The sequence below is a fragment of the Pseudoalteromonas luteoviolacea genome (genome assembly GCF_021654285.1).
In the GTDB taxonomy this organism is placed as follows: domain Bacteria; phylum Pseudomonadota; class Gammaproteobacteria; order Enterobacterales; family Alteromonadaceae; genus Pseudoalteromonas; species Pseudoalteromonas luteoviolacea_J.
Genome location: NZ_JAKFZS010000040.1, coordinates 1 through 23,447, shown reverse-complemented (window position 1 = coordinate 23,447; position 23,447 = coordinate 1). Strand labels below are relative to the sequence as shown.

Sequence of the window (23,447 nt, the reverse complement as noted above, 5' to 3'; positions counted from 1 at the left end):
GTTCTCGTGTTAAAGATCTTACTTCTTTTGAGAAGTGTGTCTATGTCTAAAATTTTTGGTGATTATTTAACTACCGGCAGTGTCACATCAACACTTACCCCACCTAGTTCACTGTGGGTGGCAACAATAGAGCCATTATGTGCTTGTACTATACTGGCACAAATTGCCAAACCAAGACCAGAACCACCGGAGGCACGGTCTCGCGCTTTATCGACTCGATATAATCTATCAAACAACCTAGGCAGCAACTCAGGTTCAACACCGGGGCTACTATCTTGCCAGCGGATCAGTACGGTATCTTTAGACTGCTCGATTACCACCCTTATTTGTCCTGGCTGCGCTTCACTTGAATCAGTATAACGCAGCGTATTTTGCATAAAATTGCTGAACAGCTGTGAAAGTCTCGCCTCATCACAGTTGAGTAAACATTGTGACTCACCAACTATCTGCCATTCAAAGTGCTTATTTTTAAATGTAGCCAAATGTGAATCGAACGTATGGCCTATCACTTCATTAATATCACACTCTGCCATGCTGTAGCTCAATGACCCTCTGTCAGACATGGAAAGCTGATGCAGATCATCAACGAGCTTGGTTAACCGATTAATTTCGTCATAGAGCGAGTTTAGCTGTGCTTCGTCAGACTCAATGATCCCATCAATCATGCCTTCAAGCTCAGCGTTAAATACCGCAATAGGCGTACGTAATTCATGAGATATATCTGCTATCCATTGCTGCCGTGAGTGTTGATTTTCATCCAACGTTTTAGCCAATGTGTTTAGGTCATTAGCGAGCAACCCAAGCTCATCCTTACTGAAAGAGTTAAAGGGCGGCTCATAATTACCAGCCGCAATTTTTTTAGCCGCCGCTCTAAGAGATAAAACAGGTGCAACAAGGAAACGACTAAATGGGATTGCAAGCAAGCTACTCACTATCATCGCTATGATCGCAATCCCTAAAAACCAATGCTGCTGTCGACTAGCAAATAAGGAATCTAAAGAGTTACTTATCTCTAAGCCATTTTCTAAGCCAATAAACCCAAGTAGCTCTCCAGTGTTATCTGCATTTTCATACACTTCAACCCATAGCGTGGTGTTTTTACTATCTTTTCGGCCTTTGAGTAGCTCACCAGATGCTGATTTAAGTACAAGGCGTGATTGAACTCCCCGCATATGTCTTGGGGGGCGCTCTTCCCTACCCATTCGTCTCTCTGGCGAAAACGCTTTATCATCTGATACTTCACTCTCAGATCTGTGATGTCTTGGAGGACCTCGCCTTGGGCGCTTTACCATGTCATCGATTTCTGTTTGAGTACGACCGTGATACTCTCCAACGAGCCGAGTCCAATGCGGATACTTTCTCGTCATCCACTGTTCGCCATACTGAGCAAAGTTTTCACGAATAGTGGGAAGTAAGGTGACCAGTTTTGCGCGACTACTATTTTGTAAGTACTCTTTAAAGCTTTTTTCAAACGCAAGTTGGTTGGCATAATAAACCGCTGAAATAAGCACTGCATTGACCGAAAGCAAGATTACAAGTAACTTTCTTCTTAGGGTTAACTTCATTTAAACTCCATAAAAATCAAAGATACAAGCAAATACTCTGTATCCGCCGCCCAACATATTGCACCAATATCAATGCAGGCTCTACGTTTTATGTATATAAAAGGCGTGTTTCTAATTTACTACAAGTAGTATCGGATATGAATGTGCAAAAACCGTGGAAGTTAGAGATACGAAGGCGAAATCTCGCCTTCGTATAAGATATTAGCAACTAATTAAATTGAACGATTTCTAAACCAACAACATAGCGTTCTGCTACATCCTCATTACTGCTGCTCCTGACCACTTTGGCACTGGCATTAAAAGGCGGGATCGTTGTGCTTTTACTATTGATGAACACCGTCACCAACTCACCCACTTCCAATGGATGTTCAATCTCTACGGACAAACCAGTAGCGCTTAAATCTAGGCATGTGCCAAGATGCTTTTCCCCAGATTGGCTTACCGTTAACTCAGCTTGCGCATTGACCATCATGCGCATAAAACGACGTTTATCTTCATGGATCATAGTGAGCTCCTAGACCATATTTTTTATTTTTTCCAAAAGCGATTGCATGGCAAATGGTTTTACGACATATTCATCACAACCCGCTTCATACCCTGCTTGTTTCTCTTGCTCAGATTCCAAACCTGAGACCATCATTACCGGAATATCTTTGGTTTCGGGTGTATTTTTCAGCATGCGGCAAGTGTCATACCCATCTAAGCCAGGCATACAAACATCAAGCAAAATCACGTCTGGTGGGTCCGCAATTGCATTTGACAAGCAGCTGATCCCAGATTCTGCATAGCTGAATTTAAACGCATCTGACAAAGCCATCGACAACATTTCGTAGTTAAAATACTCATCATCGACAACTAACACATGCGGTGTTCTACTCCGTCTTTGCTGCGTGGACATAGTCAATGTCGCTTCCTTATCACAATCCAAAAATTTAAATCCTCTTATTAAGGTAATTGGCTCAAAGCAAATTGCAAGTCAATTCCTATAAATCCAATTCATTTAATGCATTCATCACGCGCTTAGCCGAAATTGGGTAAGGTGTACCTAAGGTTTGAGCAAATAAAGACACTCTTAGTTCCTGTATCATCCAAAAAATATGTACAAGCTCTTTTGGTACAGGCATTCCTTTTGGCACCTTGTTGCACTTTTGACTGTACAAGTCTGATACTTTATCTAACTCTAGTACGCATAAGCGATCTCGGTTAGGGTCAACAGGTAACTTTTCTAAACGCTTTTCAATGGCTTTCAAATAGCGCAAGAGATCAGCGATTTTGTCAGCACCATGATCACTCACAAACCCTCTAAAGATAAGCGACTCTAGCTGAGATTTTATATCGCCATGTGCAGTGATCATGGTCAAATCAACACGGCCTTTCATGCGTTTATTGACACTGTGAGCAATACTCAATACTTGTTCCACTTGCGATGCAATTTCCACTACTTTATCGCCAAGCTCACCGCGAATATACTCTTTAGCACGCTCAAACTCAGATTCATCTCTAATCGTATCAAACTGCTTTAATAGGCTATCTACGCCAGCTGCTGTGCAGTCTGAGATTAAGTCATGAATTTTACCAAAGGGATTAAAGTACAGTCCCAATTTAGCCTTATTTGGTAAATGCTGCTGCAAATATTTTACCGGTGAAGGAATGTTAAGCAGAATAAGTCTGCGCAAGCCTAACTGGTGCGCTTGAGCAGCTTTGTCAGGGTGGTCAAATAACGAGATAGAAGTACTATCTTTTTTATCCACTAATGCAGGGAATGCCTTAATCTCATAACCACCTTGGGTCTTGGTATATTCTTTTGGTAACTCTCCAAATACCCATTCGGTCAAATCCTCTTGTTCAATGCCCTTTTCTGCAACTTTAGAAAGCGTTTGTGAAACCTTGCCTTGCAGCTTTTCTTTCAACGCCTCTAAATCAAAGCCATGTGCAATCACCTTGCCCGAATCATCGACCACTTCAAATTGCATTTTCAAGTGGTTTTCAAGCGAGCTAAGATCCCAATCAGTTTCGGCCACTTTGACGCCGGTCATGCGCAATAATCTTGTCGCCAATGACTCGAGTAAAGACCCTTGTAAAGGCTCAATTGAAGCCAGTACCGCATCCGCATAATTCGGCGCAGGCACAAAGTTTCTTCGCAAAGTCTTTGGCAAGCTCTTAATCAATGCACAGATTAACTCATGCCTAAGCGCTGGAATATGCCAATCAAAGCCTTCGTTTTGAACCTGATTAAGCAATGCCAAAGGAATATTAACGGTCACACCATCAACGGCTTTTCCTGGTTCAAAGTGGTAATTCAGTGGCAGCGTTAAATTACCCTGTTGCCAAATATCTGGGTAATCAAAAGCGGTTACCTTATCAGCATCATGTTGCATTAAGGACTCTCTGCTCATATGCAAAACACGTTTATCACTGTGCTTTTTAAACCACTGATTAAATGCAGCTCGATTATTTACATCGCTTGGGATCCGCTCATCGTAAAACTCAAACATAGTTTGTTCGTCTACCAAGATATCTCGGCGTCTGGCTTTGTTTTCTAATGATTGGATCTCTTCAACAAGAGATTGGTTATATTCTAAAAACTGAGCTTTTTGACCAAGCTGTTGACCAATAAGCGCCTCTTTAATGAATAGCTCTCGACTAATAACAGGGTCAATTTGGCTGTAAACTGTGCGCTTTTTCGAAACTATGGTCAACCCGTAAAGCGTTTGTTGTTCAAAAGCGATAATTGCACCCTGCTTTTTCTCCCAGTGAGGCTCGCTATAGCTGCGCTTCACAAGGTGCTGCGCGAGAGGCGCAACCCAGGCTAAATCAATTTTGGCATTAATGCGTGCATACAGCTTACTCGTCTCTACCAGCTCCGCTGACATCAACCACTTAGGGCTTTTCTTAAATAATGCAGATCCTGGGAAAATATGGAACAGGCTATTGCGCGCGCCTTTATAGTGCTGTTTTTCATCTTTCATTCCAATATGGCTGAGCATACCGCTAAGCAAAGATTGATGGATAGCATCAAAGCCCGCTTCGTTGCCAGAGCCTTTAAAATCCATTTCATCGCACACAGTCTTAAGCTGATAAACTATGTCTTGCCACTCACGAATACGCATATAAGCTAAGAAGTCTTTTTGGCACTGCTTTCTGAATTGGCTTCGCGACAGCGCTTCTTGCTGCTCTTCTAAATATTGCCATAAATTCAAAAATGCCATGAAATCAGAATTAGGGTCGTCGAATCGGCCATGCTTTTCATCGGCCGCGCCGCGCTTCTCTTGAGGTCGTTCTCGTGGGTCTTGGATAGACAGCGCTGCAGCAATGACGATAACTTCATTTAACGCGCCTTGCTCTGCTGATGCCATTACCATTTTGGCTAAGCGAGGATCAATTGGCAGACGGCTCAGCTTTCTACCAGCTTGAGTCAACTTGGCGTTTTCTCGACGTGATGCTGCTTTTACTGTGCCCAGCTCTTCCAGAAGCGCCATGCCATCTTTGATATTTCGACTATCTGGCGCCTGTACAAATGGAAACTTAGCAATGTCACCAAGGCCAAGTGCAAGCATCTGTAAAATAACGGATGCGAGATTAGTTCTAAGAATTTCAGGATCTGTAAATTCTGGTCGCCCTAAAAAGTCTTCTTCAGAATAAAGGCGAATACAAATACCCGCAGCAACTCGACCACATCGACCCATTCGTTGATTTGCACTTGCCTGAGAAACCGCTTCAATTGGCAGACGCTGAACTTTTGTTCGATAGCTATAACGGCTTATACGCGCCGTACCCGGGTCTATGACGTATCGTATACCTGGTACTGTTAGGGATGTTTCAGCAACATTCGTGGCAAGTACAATGCGACGATGGCTATGGGGCGCAAAAATTCGGTTTTGTTCAGCATTAGAGAGACGTGCAAACAGCGGTAAAATCTCAACGCCTTTCAAATTGCGTTTTGACAGCGCATCAGCCGTATCACGAATTTCTCGCTCGCCATTCATGAAAATCAGAATATCACCCGGGCCTGCATCACACAGCTCATCAACTGCGTCAAATATACCTTGTAGCTGGTCATTCTCGGCTTCGCTTTCTTCACCTGACACATCGACAACTGGGCGATAACGCACTTCTACAGGGAAGGTTCTACCTGACACTTCAATGATTGGCGCATCATTGAAATGTTTTGAGAAGCGCTCAGGATCAATGGTTGCTGAGGTGATAATAACTTTAAGATCTGGGCGCTTTGGCAGTAAGTTTTTCAAATAGCCTAAAATAAAATCGATATTAAGACTACGCTCGTGGGCTTCGTCAATGATGATGGTGTCGTATTGATTTAAAAATCGATCTTGTTGAATTTCAGCCAGTAAAATACCGTCAGTCATCAACTTTACATAACTTTTATCAGACACTTGGTCGCTAAAGCGAATTTTAAAACCGACTTCCTCACCTAGCTCACAACCCACTTCTTCAGCAATTCGATTCGCAACACTTCTTGCGGCTAATCGACGAGGCTGGGTATGGCCTATATAACCATCAATACCTCGGCCAAGCTCAAGACAAATTTTTGGTAGCTGAGTGGTTTTACCTGATCCTGTTTCACCTGCTACGATAACCACTTGGTTTTCAGCAATCGCTTGCTTGATATCTTCTTTTTTCTGGCTTACAGGTAAAGCTTCAGGATAGGTTACTTGCGGTAATCCTTCTTGACGTTGCGTTTTCAACTGCTGGCTTCGGGCAATGGACTCGCCGATTTGAGCAATCACTTTTTGTTGCTTCTTTTCGTCGGCTATTTTTTGTACGCCTTGCAGACGTTTTTTAAATAAAAACTGATCCTTCTTTAAACAAAAAGGGATATCTGAATACAACGACTTTAAGTCCACTACACGACACCTTGAAAATTCCAAAATCGTCGCGTAGTTTATCAAAACCTGAGTAATCTACCCAAGTAAAAACAAGTTTTTAAACAAATCTGTTGCCTGATTCGTAGGTATCGTGCAAATGTTTATCAAAAGCGAGTAAAACATGTGCTCTCGTAATTACCCCAACTAGTCGACCATCTTCGTCACAAACCGGATACAATTTAGGTTTGTCGTTAGACATCCTATCGGCAATTTGCAAAATACTGTCATCGGGACTTACGCATACAGGTTGCTTATTCATAACATCAGAGACAATACTGTGGGACTCATTTTGATATGTTGCCTCCAGCATCTTTTTAATACAATCTTGCTCAGATAAAAACCCAATGACTTTTTGGTTGTCATCTAAAACTGGACCGCCTGATTGACCACTTTGTAAAAGCTTTTCAACCGCCATTTCAATACGCATATTTGAACTAAACGTTACTGGTCTGTGATTAAAATAATCTGCTACTTTAACTGATTGCATTGTTTATTCCCCCAAATAAAATGCCAGCTACTTTTATAATAGTAGCTGGCACTGAAAAATTTGCCTAAGAATCAACAATTGAAGCGACTATTTAAAAATCTCTACATAGGTTTGCGCTGCTTTTGACTTACTCGCCCTGTACATACCTTTGGTATTAAATGGCATACTGATGTTGCCCTTCGTATCGACGATGATCACACCACCTGTTCCACCCGCTTTATACATAGGGCCAAAAATCACTTCTTTACCTGCTTGGTTTATGGATTTATTTTGATAAGCAACGCGTGCACAAATATCGGCAGCGACATTATATCGAATAAAGTACTCCCCATGCCCAGTTGCAGAAACTGCACATGAATTATTATCCGCAAAAGTGCCAGCACCAATGATTGGTGAGTCACCCACCCTACCATAACGTTTTGCAGTCATACCGCCTGTAGAGGTGCCTGCTGCCAGATTACCATGCCTATCTAATGCAACTGCACCCACAGTACCCATTTTGTAGTGCTCTGGAAGCGCTTGATGCAACGCTTGGTAATCTTTGGTACCGCTTTCTTTTTGCTTGAGCTTTTCTTTTGCTCGCAATAATGCCTCATACCTATGTGAGGTGTTAAAGTACTCAGACTCAACGAGTTCTAGACCCTGCTGCTTTGCAAACTTTTCTGCGCCTTCTCCGCTTAGCATAACGTGTACCGAGTTTTCCATCACCTCTCGGGCGAGATTAATCGGGTTTTTCACATGCTTAACCCCCGATACGGCGCCAGCTTGACGGTCTCTACCATCCATGATTGAGGCATCCAATTCATGATGGCCCTCATAAGTATAAACAGCGCCTTTACCCGCATTAAAAAAAGGAGAGTCCTCTAAAATATTAATCGCAGTAGCAATTGCATCTAAACTATCGCCTCCCTCATCAAGCACTTTATAGCCGGCTTCTACCGCCTCTTGGAGCTTCGCGCGATACGCTTTTTCTTGCTCTGGTGTGAAACGACTTTTTTCAATTGTGCCAGCGCCACCATGGATAGCGATAGCAATAGGTGAATTGTTGATTTCTGTAGCAGACACTTGCAAAGTGGTGAGCATTACAAATGCAGAGCTAAGCATTGTTAACTTGCGCATCCTGAGTTCCTGTTTTTATTTATGGTTTATTTGTTACTTAACTTGGCAAGATAAACTTAAGACTGCATTTGTGCAACAATATGCGCCTAAGTACAAAAACCGAATTGCAAATATAAAGTGCGAGGTTGTAATACTAGGATTTCAAAAACAAAAAAGCGCCCAAGGGCGCTTTTTTTCACTTAAAGATAATTATTAATTATGCTTCTTGTGATTGTGCTTTAAGACGAGCTAAACGCGCAACTTGGTGAGTTGACGTAAGGAAAGCAAAGATTGGTGCTAGGTAGCCACGTTTACGAAGCTCTAAGTAATCTTCGTCGCTTAATTCATTAAGCTTACGCTCATCAACAAGGTAGATACCATTGATGTCTTTTTTCTCACCAGCGATTTCTACTGTAAGTGTCTGTTGAACTAGAAGCTCTTTTTCAGCAAGGAACTGAGTGAACACTTCAGTTACACGTGCAAACTCAACGTAGTTTACTAACGCTTCTTTACGAGCTTGAAGGTATTCTGTTTCTTTACCGTCAGCAAATAGCGCGTTACCAGTTTCTTCGCCTACTAACGGGCTTGCTTCATCGATAACGATACCAAATTGATCTTCTTCAGGGTGCTTTACAAGACCAAACGGGTAACGAGCAGCAGCTAAAGGTGCAAAACCCGCCTGCCACTTACCGTCTTTAACATATAGGTTTTCACCAGGCTCAAGACCAAATAATGCAACAGGTTGGAACTGACCTGATTCAGTATTTTTAACAAACGCCATTGGGAACTCAGTCGCAACACGAGCAAACTCATGTGCAACAACTGGGATTAGGTGCTGAGACTTAAGAAATTCAACATTAATGCCGTTTTGTACTTTAAGGTTGGCATGCTTCTCGTTGTGTAAAGGCTGCACTTGTTGCTCCGCCATAATACTACTCCATTCAAATTCGAAATTATTACTTTTTGTGGCCCTAAGGCTAAAGGTTTTCGAGACAAATTGGAAGTATCAAATCACCATAATACTTCCAAAATCGACCTTAATATGCTTTAAATAACACTTTTTATTCAACTAGCATGTAACAATGCTATTACAAGCTGTTTTATGGTCTATAAACAACTCTGCTGTCTCTTCGCAATATTTTAAGGCCTTCATGGCAAGTTCATCCATTTCAATTGCGCTTTCAATACTTTTCTCACGGACTCCCATGCCACTCAATATACTGTACCACGATGCCCTAGAGTATGAGAGTTCACCTGCATTACTATGAATAAAGTCGTCAAACCTACCGTTCAACTTCCACAACTTCAATATCGTTTCTAGGGTTTCTGATACCTCTATATTTTCCCGACAATAATGCCAATAATCTCCTGAAATAGAATTCGTTTTGTAATGACAAACGATATAATCTTTAATACCGTCAAACTGCTTATTTATCTTGGAATTAAATTGCTCAACCGTACCTTTTTTATTAACGCAATTAATATACGACTGGACGGTATATTGAATGACCATTAGCGCGGTAGCTTCGAGCGGCTCAATAAAACCTTGAGATAGGCCGACTGCTAAACAGTTCTCATCCCAGTGCTTTTGAAGGCGACCAACTCGCATCTTAATATGTCTAGCCTCACGCCCCTCAGCTCTGTCACCAAGACTTTGTCTCAGCTCACGTTCAGCCTCTTTTGGGCTAATATATTTACTAGAGTACACATAGCCGTTTCCATCTCTATTTCTTAATGGTATGTGCCACCGCCAACCACAACTCATTGCGCTAGAAACTGTTTTAGATTCAAGTACAGAGTTTGACGCTTTAGAAGTCTGAATAGCAACTGCGGAGTCATTTAATAAGCTTTTGTTATATGAAAGAAACTTTCTCGATAACGATTTATTTACTAACACACCCGCAAAACCAGTGCAGTCTATAAAAAATTCAGCATTGAACGATTGCCCGCCAACTGTTGCTAATTCATGTACTACACCGTTATCGTGCACTACTGTTTCAACTTCATCAATTACGTGTCTGACTCCTTGAGAAATGCACTTGTCACGAAGAAAGTTGCCAAGTAATGCTGAGTCAAAATGATAACCATAGTCCAATTCAACTGGAAGCGGGTTAACCGGCTGCACTGACTTGTGCGCACGGGATAAAGCACTTGCCACGAAATAATTATCCGGCAAGACATTGACACTTTCTCCTTGACGCCATCTATTAACTTGTTTGATATAAGCACTACTGGTTTGGCTGTCTAATGCTGAAAAGAAAGGGTGAAAATAACTACTATGTCCTGGCACATTTGACCATCCAGGGAATTCTATGCCAACTTTATATGTGGCATTGCAAGCGGGCATCCACTCATCATCAGATATGCCCAACAACTCAAAAAAATACTTCAGTGAAGGCGTAGACCCTTCTCCTACACCGATGATTCCGATGTCTTCTGATTCAACAAGAGTCAAATCAACTTCTGGCCAATAATGCTTTAGCAAAATTGCAGTCATCCAACCGGCGGTTCCTCCACCTAGAATCACTATGCTGTTAGGTCTATTTGTCATTGTTTACCACACCATAAGAAAGTTATATTCGAGGGAATTTGTATTCTTTTAACTTATTCAATAACTCACGATGACTCGGGAGCCTTCCTTTCACAGCCTCTCTAAGTGTTTCCACTTTAGCGAACATCTGCTGTGCTTTTCGTTCATCATCTCGCGAACCATAATGATCGGAAACTTGAGTTTTAAAGCCCATCCCATAGAGAACATACTGGTAACTATCTAAAACAAAAGGCTCAAATGCATTGTCAAAATCATATCGGCTCAGTGGATTTGCTTCCCAGTGTTGTAACTTCATTTTTAATGATTCTGGAATGGTCTCTGGCTGTTTATTATTAATCCAAAACTCTCCATCAGTTCGCTGAGACAAAACGTAATGCATTTTAATAAACTCAACAGTCTTGTCCCACCTGAAGCCAAAAGATTGATTGAATTGCTGCGCTATAAAGTCCATATCCTGCTCTCGTTGAGGAAACTTTTCACATAGCATATTCACAGCAGCTTCAATCAAAAAAATAGCTGAAGCCTCTAATGGCTCAACAAAAGCTGCGGAAAGCCCGACAGCAAGACAGTTGTTATGCCAAAACTTTTCACGGTACCCAACATCAAAAGATAAATGCTTAGCTTTTATGTTACTTGTGTCTTGCCCAGCATACTCTCTAAGCCTTTGCTCAGCGTCTTCGGGTTTTAAATACTCATCCGAATATACAAACCCAATTCCCCTGCGGGATTGAAGCCCAATATCCCAAATCCACCCTTCAGGCTGTGCCGTAGAAATTGTCTCACAAGCAATAGGGTGTTCAACGTTTTCATAGGGGACTTGAAGTGCTACAGCTCTATTTGAAAATAAAACATCTGATACACTAACAAAAGGAATACCTAAGGCTTCACCTAATAACTTACTACCAAAACCAGAGCAGTCAATAAATAAGTCAGCTTCTATCTTGAGACCTGTCTTAGTAATAATAGAGTCTATCCAATCACTTTCGTTTACATTAACCTTTTCTACATCATCGACAATATGGCTAACATTTAAGTCATTAATGGCCTTACGCTTGAGCATTTCTGCAAATTTTCCTGCATCTAAATGATAGGCGTATCCTTGTAAACCTTCATATTGAGGTGTAGCAATCGTTTTAGGTGCTAAACCAAGTTCACAAACATCACCTTGCATGCTAACGGCTTCAGCATAGGTCTTTTCGGAACTTAGATTTTTAGACCAATAAGGGGCCAAGTTGAAGTCCCAAGGGTCATAAAGAGAAGTGAACAAATGATGGTAATAATTACCTGGCTCTTCACTAGGGCTATTGCGCCAACTAACAAATCGAGCACCTTGCTTGAACGTAGCATCACATTCATTTATAAAGTCTGTTTCATCAATATCTAATTTTTTTAATGTATCTCGGATTGTCGGCCAAGTACCTTCTCCAACACCAACCGTTGGGATATTGGATGACTCAATTAAGGTAATAGTCATTAAGCCGTTAGATTCTGACTTAAACTTTTTAGCTAACCTAGCAGCCGTCAACCAGCCAGCAGTACCGCCACCTACTATAAGAACATGATTGATTTTTCTGGCCATATTCACTACCTCACCTAACTTTTACTGTCCCCATAATACAAAAAAAGGAAGGCAAAAGCCCTCCTTTTTCAACTAATAATATATTAATAGCGGAATGACATACCTAAGAAGTAACGACGACCATTCTCTGCATTAAATTTAGTTAGTGGGGTAACGCCAGCAGTCGTATGCTCCACTTCATTCAACAAGTTAACTGCTTCAAATGAAATATCAATGTTCTCGTTTAAGTGGTATACGATGGACGCATCTACGTAGCCACGTTCACTTGCAACATCTGGCGTGCCAAATGTTGAACCATTGAAGTACTCATCGCGCCAGTTATAAGCTAGACGAGTCGCAATTAGGTCATTTTCGTAGTAACCAGAAATATTAAATGTATTCTCTGAGTTTCCAACCAAATCAGCTTGCTTGCCATTTTTGTCTTCACCAGATGCATCAGAATAAGTGTAGTTTGTTACTATACCAAAGCCGTTACCAAAATCTTGTTGGTACTGTACTTCAAAGCCTTTAACTTCACCGTTACCGCCATTCTCTTTGGTAGTAACTGTCCAATCTCCAGGTCTATCAGCATCTGGAACAAACTTAGTAACAGTTGCTGGTAATACAAATGACTCTAAGTCTTTAAAGAAGAAAGTGAATGAAACTAATGAACTTTCATTGAAGTACCACTCAGCACCTAAGTCAAACTGAGTCGCCAAGAATGGATTAAGAGTAGGGTTACCTTGATTTATTTGCTGTAGTGTCGCGTTCGCACCACTATAAGCTGGGCTCAGGTCCGTATATTTAGGACGAGCTAATACTTTTGCCGCAGCTGCACGGATAATAATATCTTCTTCAAGTGAATAAGCGATGTTTGCACTTGGAAGTAACTCTGAATAGTCACTTTCAGTATTCTCAAGGTTTTTCAACAATGGGTCATATGCAGTAGCGGTTAAGTCAGTAGAAACATGACGTAAACCAATGTTACCGCGATAGTTTTCACCTTCAAAGTTACCTTGAACATAGAAAGCTAAGTGGTCTTCTTCAAGTAATGAATAGCCGCTTCTATCTTCAAACTCTTCAACACCTGCATCACTTACCATAAACTGAGCTAGTTTTGCGTGGTCTGGTGTTAAAAACTTATCAACAGTTAAGCCAGGACCAGACTCAGGTAGCATTGACTCAGTCAAACCGCCATTAAAATCCGCTACAGATTTGCCATTAAATGCTGCTTGGTTTGTGAAATTAGAAGCAATTTTCTTTTGACCTGTTTCATGGTCTCTGATCTTAAAGCCTGCTTCGAATGATGTCCAAATACCTGCATCAAGAGCATAGTTCAAATCTACTTGAAAGTATGCTTCTTCATCATACTTAGGGCTGCGACTCCATGAAGGTGCCATATCAGCGTCATTCATAAGCTTTAATTGAGTACCATCAGTAGCATCAATATCAGTCCAACGATGACCTAAACCTGAGCCATTTATTTCAAACTCAGCGTCCGAGTGACCACCCCATTGAGCACCAATTTCTCTATCGGTACCACCTGTAGCTTCTGTTTTACCAAACTGTACAGAAACTGTATAGTCGTCAGCAACATAGTTAACTTGGAAGTCTAATACTTCTGTTTCCATTGTTGCTTCACGGTAATATGCATCAACCACCGCATCCGCATCAGTCAAACCATCTGTTCTATGGAAGCCGGTCACAGGTGTAGATGTGTCACCTGAAACGTATACACCAGTAGCATCTATTGCAGCAGTAGAACGGCCAGGCATAATTAAGTAGTTACTGTTTTGGTTATCAGCTTTTAATTCGGTTGTAAAATAATGCGCAGTTACATCCCAAGAGTCATTGGGTGCCCATTGAGCTGTAATGTCGTACGCTGTACGTTCACGTTCTTGATCGAAGTGGGCAACACCATTACCCCAAGTCCAATAGTTTTCACCCTGGTGACGAACAGTATGACGTTCAGACGATGAAATTGCACCTAAGATACCAAAAGTTTCTTTTTCATTTTTCCAGCTTGCAAGTCCAGAAAAAGCGGGATCTGTGCTTTCAGAAAGTTCAGAATATTGAGCTTCAATTGAACCAAAGAAACTATTTGAGTCTAAGTCTAGTGGTTTACGTGTACGCATGATAATCGTACCACCAACACCACCTTCGTCCAATTTTGCTTGAGGTGTTTTATATACTTCAAGGGCCGAAACCATCTCAGACGGCATCAATTCAAAGTTGAATGAGCGACGAGCTGGGTCTAAAACGTACCAACCAGTTGAAGCGACTGTTTGACCATTAAGTTGTGTTTTTGTTAAATCTGGATCAGTACCACGAATTGATACTTGTGAACCTTCACCAAAGTCTTTACTGATTTGAACACCAGAAATACGCTGTAATGAATCTGCAATATTTTTATCTGGGAAGTCACCAATATCTTCGGCTGTAACTGCATCTACAACAGAGTTAGCAAAACGTTTTGTATTCAGTGAAGCCTCTAAAGAGCGACGAATACCACGTACTTCAATTACTTCTACATCTTCTTGAACTTGAGTACCACTATCAGCAACTGCCACACCAGATACGCCTGCGGTTAACGCAAGACCAATGTTTGCAGCTAGTAAACTTTTCTTAAAATTATTAGCTAACACAGGATTCCCCTTGAATCATTTTGTTGGTTTTAAAATCACTTCTGCCCAGTGATGATGACAACGCTGTCATCTAATAACAAACAATACACCCAAAATTACATAATCGCTACATGTTTTTTAAACAAAAACTTTAAAAATTTTCATTAGAGGTACTAACCTCTTGAATAATAATGGATTATATAAAGCTTGGTCATACTTTGTTACAAACGCGAACTAATATACCACATAAGATGCATAAATCTGTAGTTTATAAGGTGAATGATACGAATTATTTGTATCTAATTAAGAAACTGCATAATTTTAATGCAGTAAAAGAAGAGTTAGTCAAAATAATAGCCTGGGCAGAAGCTGTTCAAGGTGATAACAATTCTCAATGACAACGCTGTCATTTTAGATGAATTTTACCTCTATGTCCAGTAAAAGCGTGAACCTTAAGACCCTTGCGGGACAAAAAACAAAACTCGGTGGATCCAATTGAAAATTAAGAAATTAATTTTTACCTCAAATACAAAAATCTCATTTACCGCAACAAAGAGCGGCTTAAATACACGCAGATAGCAAAAATTACATATAACAAATACTAATAAAGTATGTATTTTTATATGCCAATCAGATAGTTTTAAGATTTAATCGGTACTAATGTTTTCTTACATTAATATGAGGCAACTTTACTATTGATTAAATTATGTTATTTATCGACTTGTTAATTACTATTAATGTCTAATAAAAGAAACATGTAAGCTTTTACAAATGAAATGACACACTTAAACAAGAATAACTATTTTCAATAAAAAGGATTGCAATACGGGATTTAGGAAAAAATAAAGAAAGTGTAAATCGTGATTTGAGGCTAGAAAAACGCGTTAAACACGCGTTTTTCATTAAAAAGAATTAAGGACACCAAAAAACACTTAGCTTTAGTTCAGGTAGTCCCAATACAGCTCTAAGTGGGATATCTAATTCAGAGCCCTGCTCTTTTGCTTGTTCGTAAATGGCGCGCTTCGCTTCACCACTTATCAACAAAATGGCGTGCTTAGTATTCGCAATACCAGCTAGTGATAAGCTCATGCGCTCAGTAATACTCCCCGTCACGTCACTCTCTTTTGCATTAATTGCGCAAACAAGCTGTTCTGTCTTAAGTGCATCTTTTAAACCATCAGCATGTGGAAAAAGTGATGCGGTATGCCCATCTGGACCCATGCCTAAAATGGTTATATCAAATGGCTGTTTTAAAGACTGATAACGTGCTTCAACTTCACTTTGGCCTTGGATAGCTGACGGCTGTTCATTTTTCATCGTTACAAAAGGCGCACCTGATGCTTTGTCCTGTAACAATGTCGAATTAATAAACGCTTCGTTTGACTTTTCATGATTTGGCGCAACCCAGCGCTCATCAACCATTGCAACGGTGACTTTACTCCAATCCAAGTCCAAACCTGAAAGTCGCTTATAGGCTGGCGCAGGTGAAGAACCACCAGAAACCAATATACTCGCAGCAGCGTCAGTTTCAATTGCTTGGCTCAATGTATTTTCTAATACCGAAGCCAAGTGCTCTGTCATCTCGTCTTTAGAATCAAAAAACTTTTCGTTTAAGATTGCCATTAATTATTCTCTCCAACATTAAACCAAGCGTGACCTTTTTCTTCTAATAACTCATCCGCCGACTCTGGTCCCCAAGAGCCAGCTCTGTATAATGCAGGCGTGCCCTTCTCTTGCCAACGAGCAATGATTGGGTCAATCCATTTCCAAGCTTGTCTTACTTCATCACGGTGAATGAACAATGATGGATTATTTGCTGCAGCATCTAACATCAAACGCTTATAAGCATCTGAGTGGAAACCGTTACTATACTTTTCACTCAGTTCAATATTAAGTGTGACTGGTTCAAGTTGCATTTCTAAGTTGTCTAATCTTTTTGACATTAGAGTCAACTGGATACTTTCTTCTGGTTGAAGCCTTATAATTAAACGGTTTGGTAAAATTGGACCAACAGTATCATCATACACATTATGAGAAACTGGTTTATATTCTACGACAATTTCGGCACAACGTTGCTTCATGCGTTTACCGGTTCTTAAATAGAAAGGTACGCCTGACCAGCGCCAATTATCGATATGAGCGCGAATTGCAACAAACGTTTCCGTTGTGCTTGAACCTTCACCTAACTCTTCCAAATAACCAGGTACTAAGCTGCCATTCAAATCGCCAGGTACATATTGGCCTCGAACAACATTATCGTCTACCAACTCATCTGTAAGTGGACGTAACGCTTCTAGTACTTTCAGTTTTTCATTTCTGATGCTGTTTGCATTGAGTTTATGAGGGGACTCCATAGCGACAAGACACAATAGCTGGATAAGATGGTTTTGCACCATATCTCGAAGCGCGCCCGCTTTATCGTAAAATCCGGCTCTGCTCTCCAAGCCTACGGTTTCAGAAATACTGATTTGAATATTGTCAATGGTCTTAGCATCCCAAAGATTTTCAAAAAGGACATTTGAAAATCTCAGCGCCATAAGGTTTTGTACTGTTTCTTTACCTAAATAGTGATCTATGCGGAAAATTTGGTCTTCTTCAAAAAACTCCGCAATTTTGGCATTGATTTCTTCAGCTGATTCACCGCAATAACCAATCGGCTTTTCAACAACAACCCGCGAATTTTCACTGATCAAAGATTTCTTAGATAATAACTCACAGCATGTACCATAAACGGCAGGAGGAAGAGAGAGGTAAAAAACGCGAGACTTAGTGGTATCGTCTTGTTCTAAAATATCTCGAAGTAAGTCCCAATTATCATCAGCTTCAGTGACATTAACCACAACAGGCACTAAAAACTTGGAAAACGCAGTCCAATCGGCTTGGTTATACTCGCCTTTTCCTAAATGCTCCTGGAGTGCTTTGCCAGCGTTTTCTACATATTCATTTTTTTTACTTTCTTCTCGAACGGTAGGTAAAATGCGGCTACCTTCAGGCAAATTGCCTTCTTGATATGCACGATACATAGCAGGCAACAATTTTCTTAACGCTAAATCGCCACCCCCACCAAAAATTACGATATCAAAAGGATTAAGCATAATTATTTCTCACAAGGTTAGGTGCGCGGTCATTACTCTTTAGAGAACACGCGCTACAATCAAAACCGTTTGGTGTTTTAGGTAAACATACCAAACATAACTTCATTTATAGGTTTGAATTCGTTCTCAGACCACAATCTTGCTTAGGATTCAGGTGAAGCCTGCCTAGTAGCAATTGCATATTTATTTTTCTAGCAGTCTTTAAAAATGAGTCTTAGGGGCTCTGTAATTCCTCTCACAAAAATACAGGCCCTAAGTACTCCAGCGCTACCCGTTCAAAGGTATTCTTTACTGTCGTAGCCAAGTGCTACGATTTTATTTATTTCGTTTTTGCTTGTAATAAGCGATTAGTCCAGACGTAGAGCTATCATGCTCGTGACTAACGTTTTCTTGAGTCAGTTCTGATTCAATGTTACTTGCTAAGCCTTTACCTAGCTCAACGCCCCATTGGTCAAAGGAGCATACATTCAAGATAATCCCTTGACAGAAAATCTTATGTTCATAAAGCGCAATTAATCTACCGACTGCTTTTGCATCAACTTTATCTAAAATCATGGATGTTGTAGGTCGGTTACCTTGGTGTACTTTATGTGCAACTAGTTTCTCAATCTCGCTTTCAGACTTGCCTTTCGCGACTAAGTCTTCACGGATTTGCTGTTCATTGACACCTGCCATCAAGGCTTCTGTCTGGGCAAAAAAGTTAGACAGCAACACATCATGGTGTTTGCCTAATGCAATTTGCGGTTCAACTGATGCAATGAAATCCGCTGGCACAATAACATTACCTTGGTGCAAACATTGATAAAATGCATGCTGACCATTAATACCTGTCATACCCCAAATTATTGGTACAGTCGTATACGGTACAGTCTGCCCTTCAAATGTGACATGCTTACCATTACTTTCCATTTCACCTTGTTGCAAATAGGCTGGCAACATTTGCAACGCCTGATCGTATGGCAAAATTGCTTGAGACGTATACCCTAAAAAACTTGAATTCCATACACTTAAAAGTGCCATGATCAGCGGTATGTTATTTTCAAACTCAGCTGTTTTAAAATGCGTATCAACCTCAAACGCACCTTCAAGTACGTCAACAAACGTTTCAAAGCCAAGATACAATGCAATTGGTAGCCCAATAGCACTCCACAGAGAGAATCGTCCACCTACCCAATCCCACATTGTGAATACGTTTTCATCTGCGATACCAAATGCGCGAGTTTTTTCAAGGTTTGTACTTACTGCAACAAAATGCTTCGCAACTGCACTCTGTTCATTGGCACTTTCTAGAAACCAAGCAACTGCTGAGCGTGCATTGTTCATCGTTTCAGAAGTCGTAAATGTTTTTGACGAAATAACAAACAAGGTGGTTTCAGCGTGTACTTTTTTCAAAACCTCACCAAGTTGAACACCATCAACATTAGAAACGTAATGAACATTTAAATTACCATCACTGTAGGCGCTGAGTGCTTCAGTCACCATTTGCGGACCTAGGTTAGAACCACCAACGCCAATAGCAACGATGTCTTTTACAGCTTTACCTGTGTAGCCAGTCCATTCACCGCTGCGGACTCTGTCTGTGAAAACCTTCATTTTTTCAAGTTCTGCTTGAACTTGCTCGGTCACATTGACACCATCAACATAAATCGGAGAAGCTTCTCTGTTTCTAAGAGCGACATGTAGAACAGCTCTGTCTTCTGTGATATTTATCTTCTCACCAGAAAACATCTTATCACGCCACGTTACTATATCTGATTCTTTAGCAAGCGTGATTAGCTGCTCAAATACTCGGCTGTCAATATGTTGCTTCGAAAAGTCAAAAAGAACGCCAGGGATCTGACGAGAAAATTTATCAAAGCGTCCATTATCAGTCTCAAAAAGAGTCTTTAAATGCTGTTCTTTTAATTGTTCTGATGCTGATGATAATGCTTGCCAACTTGATAATGTTGTACGGCAATTCATAATTTTTCCCCTAGCGATGATAGTGTGCAAATACATAAATACACACATAAACATATTCGAGCGTTAACCATAAGTTAAAATGACAACGCTGTCAAACTGCATGTTCCTCATTTTACTTTGCATATAATAACTGATTTTTTATTTTTTGACACCGGTATCATAAAATAAATTAAAGTTATTCAGTTAATGTTAAAAAACTGCAGCGTACAAATTTGATCGTTTCATGAAAAGCTGAAATATACTATATTGCCTTACACGTAATGCTGATCCATATTATTTTGTATTAAAAGCCAGCATTTAAAGGGCTCTGAGAGTAAAGCACTCAATTTTTGGCCAAAGCTTAGCCTTATTCATATAGAAGAAAAAAAATGAAAGTAACCATCAACGACGTCGCAAAACATGCAGGCGTGTCTATGAAAACTGTATCAAGGGTCATCAATAAAGAGCCTTCAGTCAGAAAAAAAACTTACGATTTGGTTATGCAAGCCGTCGAAGAGCTGAATTACCAGCCAAACACTGCGGCACGAAATTTGGCAGGTACCTCTTCCTTTGCCATTGGCCTAGTTTATGACAACCCCAATGCCTATTATGTCATTGATATGCAAAATGGTGTGCTATCAAGGTGTAAAGAAGAAGGTTATGAGCTGGTGATCCACCCTTGCTGTGCTCAAGATCCGGATATGCACAAAGAAATCGCGACCATGATACAGCGCTCAAGACTTGCGGGCTTAGTCTTAACTCCTCCTCTGTCTGAGCAGCAAGACATCATTGATATGCTTGATAACTTAGGCGTTGCGTACGTAAGATTGCTTTCTGGTCAAAGTAATGCATCAGCACCCAGTGAAAGTAAAAATGAAGAGATCAAAGCTAATAACTGTATTTATGTTGACGATTATGCTGCAGCATATGAAATTACAGAACACCTCATTAAACTAGGACATAAAACCATTGCCTTTGCATGTGGAGATGCCGAACACAAATCAACTACTGAACGTTTAGCCGGGTATCAACAAGCGCTTAAAGATCATGACCTCACTTTGAATGACGATTTAATCTACGAGGGAACTTATTCGTTTGAGTCAGGTGTTGAAGGTGCAAAAGCGCTATTAAAGAATAACAATGCCCATAAGATTACCGCTATTTTAGGCGGTAACGATGAAATTGCAGCTGGCGCGCTCTTTGCGTCTCGCCTTATGAATATTGCCATTCCTGAACAACTTTCAATTTCAGGGTTCGAGGACTCGCCATTCTCTCGCCAGACTTGGCCCAAGTTAACGACTGCACATCAAGCCAATAGTGTGATTTCAGAACACGCGGCTAGGTTATTGTTTTCTAAAACAAGAGGCAGTAGAAAACAAGATAAAGACATCATCACAACCTTTACACCTTCCGTTGTGGTTCGCGAAAGTACGGGACCTGCACCTGTGTAACCTTCTCGGTTTGGCGCTCAAAGCAGCGCCAAACCTTTTGTTAGATTTGCAAGGCTGGTAAAACCTAGCGATTGCATCACTTTAATTTGTTGTTTAGAACGTTTACCACTGCGGCACAATAACAGGTAAGCAGTATTTGGTGAAAGTGTTCCATCAAAAACTGCATTGACAAGCCGACTAGCAGGTATATTAATCACATTCGCAGCACATTCTTGAGATATTTTACTTAATAGATGCGATGAAGCTTTATGCTCTGCGTATTCCCGAACATCGATTACCACCGCATCATGCGCTTTAATCCAGTTTATAGCTGAAAGACCATCTCGAAGCTCTACGTTATTGTTTATATTTGCTAAACTAGATTTTTGTATACTGCTATTTTTTTCACAGTAAAGCCTAATGCTGTTTTTAGAGATCACCACTGCGTTACTGGCTTCACTATCAAATGAACTTGGTGCTTCTTCTGAGCCTGAAATTATTACTGATAAATCTGCCCTACTCTCAATATGCAAATAAACTAACCCACCTTGCTTCGAGGCTACTGTTCTAACTTCCCATTGCTCACCAGATAAAAGTACCTCTTGAGAAAGATGGCCTCCATCATGATAAATGTGCACTGATTGGCCAAAAGTTGATGTAATATTCTGTATCAACATTTTAGTATTTCTATTTAAAGCATTAAGAATACATGCTTTTATACAAATACTATATTCACTGAATATGCGCTTTAGCTTGGGAATAAGTTGGTCAATGGGATTAATAATTAGGGCTTCTCTATTTTGTGAAACAAACACCCAGCTTGTTTCATTTTGATAAGCTAATTGAGTTACACCATACCAACTAGATGACGGCCGTTCTGCCAAATCCCCCTTTATTGGATTTATTGATAACAGTGGTTTTATTGAGCGAATTGCATCACATGCACTTTCAATAAACTCTGTGGTATCTGCAGGGCCAAATGATAGTCTTATGGCATTACTGCACTGCCACTCATCAAGCCCCATCGCTTCGAGCACAAAACTACTTGAAACTCCCGAACTACACGCGGAGCCACCACTTACCCTGATACCTGTTGCATCAAATAGGTCAATGATTTCCTTAGATGTATAATGGTCTAGCGAAAAGTTAATAGTAGTCGGTACAGAATGCTCGCACTTAGCGTGTAAAGAGACGCCAGGGAAAGTATCTAACAAGGCCTCAATGAGCATCTGTCGATGCAGTTCAAGTTGTTTCGTTGTATAAAAAACACCTTCTTCCTCTGCAAGTAGTGAAAATAGCGTATTTAAACCCGCAATCCCAGGTAAGTTTTCAGTGCCTGATCTCATGCCAGACTCTTGGCCACCACCGGCAATAAAAGGCACATACGGTTGACCACTTCTAACATATAAAAAGCCTATTCCTTTAGGTGCATATAGTTTGTGACCAGAAAACGGGGCATAGTCAATGGATATAGCATCCATATTAATGCTTACTTTACCAAGTGCCTGAACACAATCCACTAACCAAGAAACATCTGAGTTATTTTTCCGGATCACTTCTTCAAGCTTAAATAAGTCCTGCATTACACCCGTTTCGTTGTTCACTGCCATTGTACAAATCATGACAGCTTGAGGTACGTGCTGCTCAATGAATGCATAGTCAAGCTTTCCATCTTTATTCACTGGGATTTCCATCAGTTCAGCATGTAACCCTAAAGTTTCATTCCAGTGCTTTAAAGTATTTGGCACAGCTTTATGCTCAGTAGCCCCATACATCAAAAGGGGTTTATCAATCGCGTTACTTGCAGTTTGCATATAATGACTAATCGTCGAAACGACGGCGGTTTGAATTCCTTCAGTTGCTCCTGATGTAAAGAGTAACTCCCCCTCTTTCGTTCCCAGAATGCTTTTACCCTTCGATCGCGTTTGCTCTAGAAAGTCCTTAGCTAATAGCCCTGTGATATGTGCGCTTGAGGGATTACCAAAATTATCTGTCATCGCTTCAATTACACTATTTAAAATAGGTGTTAAAACTGGCGTAGTTGCGTTTGCATCTAGGTAAAACTCAGTAGGGGTCGAGGGGGTCATGGATACCGCTTATAACTATATAAACTAAGATATTCCATTTTACACAAAAAACGACTGGGAGTTAACTTTGATTTCTCTTTGTTTTGACAAATAAGGGTTAAAATGAAAAAAAGGAGCTAAAAGCT

General features: G+C 40.6%; 15 protein-coding genes. 1 reads left to right on the top strand and 14 read right to left on the bottom strand.

From position 1 onward, the window contains the following. Window positions 1-62: 62 nt before the first annotated feature. The 13 genes from L1077_RS24690 to pgi all read right to left on the bottom strand — a co-directional run bounded on the left by L1077_RS24690 (window position 63) and on the right by pgi (window position 19,826). On the bottom strand, window positions 63-1,565 hold the full coding sequence (locus L1077_RS24690; protein ID WP_237139460.1) for an ATP-binding protein: 1,503 nt from the start codon (window positions 1,563-1,565) through the stop codon (window positions 63-65). Window positions 1,566-1,773: 208 nt separating this feature from the next. Then, entirely contained in the window at window positions 1,774-2,070 is a 297-nt protein-coding gene (locus tag L1077_RS24685) for a PilZ domain-containing protein (protein WP_063363074.1), read from the bottom strand. Between the two features lie 9 nt (window positions 2,071-2,079). Then, the gene (locus tag L1077_RS24680) at window positions 2,080-2,463 is read right to left on the bottom strand and encodes a response regulator (RefSeq protein WP_036977231.1); all 384 of its coding nucleotides are present in this window, start codon (window positions 2,461-2,463) and stop codon (window positions 2,080-2,082) included. 85 nt (window positions 2,464-2,548) lie between these two features. Next, complete coding sequence (gene hrpA, locus L1077_RS24675; RefSeq protein ID WP_237139459.1) at window positions 2,549-6,430, bottom strand: ATP-dependent RNA helicase HrpA; 3,882 nt, start codon at window positions 6,428-6,430, stop codon at window positions 2,549-2,551. A 79-nt stretch (window positions 6,431-6,509) separates the two neighbouring features. After that, a complete protein-coding gene (locus tag L1077_RS24670; RefSeq protein WP_211035883.1) occupies window positions 6,510-6,938 on the bottom strand; it encodes a CBS domain-containing protein in 429 nt (142 codons plus the stop codon). An 87-nt stretch (window positions 6,939-7,025) separates the two neighbouring features. After that, complete coding sequence (locus L1077_RS24665) at window positions 7,026-8,021, bottom strand: isoaspartyl peptidase/L-asparaginase family protein (protein ID WP_440589567.1); 996 nt, start codon at window positions 8,019-8,021, stop codon at window positions 7,026-7,028. Window positions 8,022-8,253: 232 nt separating this feature from the next. Beyond that, complete coding sequence (locus L1077_RS24660; RefSeq protein WP_237139457.1) at window positions 8,254-8,964, bottom strand: SapC family protein; 711 nt, start codon at window positions 8,962-8,964, stop codon at window positions 8,254-8,256. Between the two features lie 141 nt (window positions 8,965-9,105). Then, a complete protein-coding gene (locus L1077_RS24655) occupies window positions 9,106-10,587 on the bottom strand; it encodes a tryptophan halogenase family protein (protein ID WP_237139456.1) in 1,482 nt (493 codons plus the stop codon). 22 nt (window positions 10,588-10,609) lie between these two features. After that, window positions 10,610-12,166, bottom strand: coding sequence for a tryptophan halogenase family protein (locus tag L1077_RS24650; RefSeq protein WP_237139455.1), 1,557 nt, complete (start codon window positions 12,164-12,166; stop codon window positions 10,610-10,612). Between the two features lie 83 nt (window positions 12,167-12,249). Then, the gene (locus L1077_RS24645) at window positions 12,250-14,790 is read right to left on the bottom strand and encodes a TonB-dependent receptor (protein WP_237139454.1); all 2,541 of its coding nucleotides are present in this window, start codon (window positions 14,788-14,790) and stop codon (window positions 12,250-12,252) included. An 891-nt stretch (window positions 14,791-15,681) separates the two neighbouring features. Further along, window positions 15,682-16,392 (bottom strand): 6-phosphogluconolactonase, encoded by a 711-nt coding sequence (gene pgl, locus L1077_RS24640; protein ID WP_237139453.1) that lies wholly within the window; start codon window positions 16,390-16,392, stop codon window positions 15,682-15,684. Then, window positions 16,392-17,864 (bottom strand): glucose-6-phosphate dehydrogenase, encoded by a 1,473-nt coding sequence (zwf, locus tag L1077_RS24635; RefSeq protein ID WP_237139452.1) that lies wholly within the window; start codon window positions 17,862-17,864, stop codon window positions 16,392-16,394. The genes pgl and zwf overlap by 1 nt, the downstream gene beginning before the upstream one ends. A 315-nt stretch (window positions 17,865-18,179) precedes the next feature. Then, complete coding sequence (gene pgi, locus L1077_RS24630; protein WP_237139451.1) at window positions 18,180-19,826, bottom strand: glucose-6-phosphate isomerase; 1,647 nt, start codon at window positions 19,824-19,826, stop codon at window positions 18,180-18,182. Between the two features lie 368 nt (window positions 19,827-20,194). Here pgi and L1077_RS24625 point away from each other — a divergent pair, with 368 nt between their 5' ends. Further along, window positions 20,195-21,256: a LacI family DNA-binding transcriptional regulator gene (locus L1077_RS24625; RefSeq protein WP_237139450.1), complete on the top strand. Its 1,062-nt coding sequence runs from the start codon at window positions 20,195-20,197 to the stop codon at window positions 21,254-21,256. Window positions 21,257-21,273: 17 nt separating this feature from the next. On the opposite strand, the gene L1077_RS24620 is transcribed toward L1077_RS24625, so the two are convergent. Beyond that, on the bottom strand, window positions 21,274-23,322 hold the full coding sequence (locus L1077_RS24620) for an aminotransferase class V-fold PLP-dependent enzyme (protein WP_237139449.1): 2,049 nt from the start codon (window positions 23,320-23,322) through the stop codon (window positions 21,274-21,276). Window positions 23,323-23,447 lie beyond the last annotated feature (125 nt).

Bases quoted from the DNA above. Each gene is read 5' to 3' on its own strand.
- L1077_RS24690 (WP_237139460.1), bottom strand. From the start codon at position 1,565: ATGAAGTTAACCCTAAGAAGAAAGTTACTTGTAATCTTGCTTTCGGTC.
- L1077_RS24685 (WP_063363074.1), bottom strand. From the start codon at position 2,070: ATGATCCATGAAGATAAACGTCGTTTTATGCGCATGATGGTCAATGCG.
- L1077_RS24680 (WP_036977231.1), bottom strand. From the start codon at position 2,463: ATGTCCACGCAGCAAAGACGGAGTAGAACACCGCATGTGTTAGTTGTC.
- L1077_RS24670 (WP_211035883.1), bottom strand. From the start codon at position 6,938: ATGCAATCAGTTAAAGTAGCAGATTATTTTAATCACAGACCAGTAACG.
- L1077_RS24665 (WP_440589567.1), bottom strand. From the start codon at position 8,021: ATGCTCACCACTTTGCAAGTGTCTGCTACAGAAATCAACAATTCACCT.
- L1077_RS24660 (WP_237139457.1), bottom strand. From the start codon at position 8,964: ATGGCGGAGCAACAAGTGCAGCCTTTACACAACGAGAAGCATGCCAAC.
- L1077_RS24655 (WP_237139456.1), bottom strand. From the start codon at position 10,587: ATGACAAATAGACCTAACAGCATAGTGATTCTAGGTGGAGGAACCGCC.
- L1077_RS24650 (WP_237139455.1), bottom strand. From the start codon at position 12,166: ATGGCCAGAAAAATCAATCATGTTCTTATAGTAGGTGGCGGTACTGCT.
- pgl (WP_237139453.1), bottom strand. From the start codon at position 16,392: ATGGCAATCTTAAACGAAAAGTTTTTTGATTCTAAAGACGAGATGACA.
- zwf (WP_237139452.1), bottom strand. From the start codon at position 17,864: ATGCTTAATCCTTTTGATATCGTAATTTTTGGTGGGGGTGGCGATTTA.
- pgi (WP_237139451.1), bottom strand. From the start codon at position 19,826: ATGAATTGCCGTACAACATTATCAAGTTGGCAAGCATTATCATCAGCA.
- L1077_RS24625 (WP_237139450.1), top strand. From the start codon at position 20,195: ATGAAAGTAACCATCAACGACGTCGCAAAACATGCAGGCGTGTCTATG.
- L1077_RS24620 (WP_237139449.1), bottom strand. From the start codon at position 23,322: ATGACCCCCTCGACCCCTACTGAGTTTTACCTAGATGCAAACGCAACT.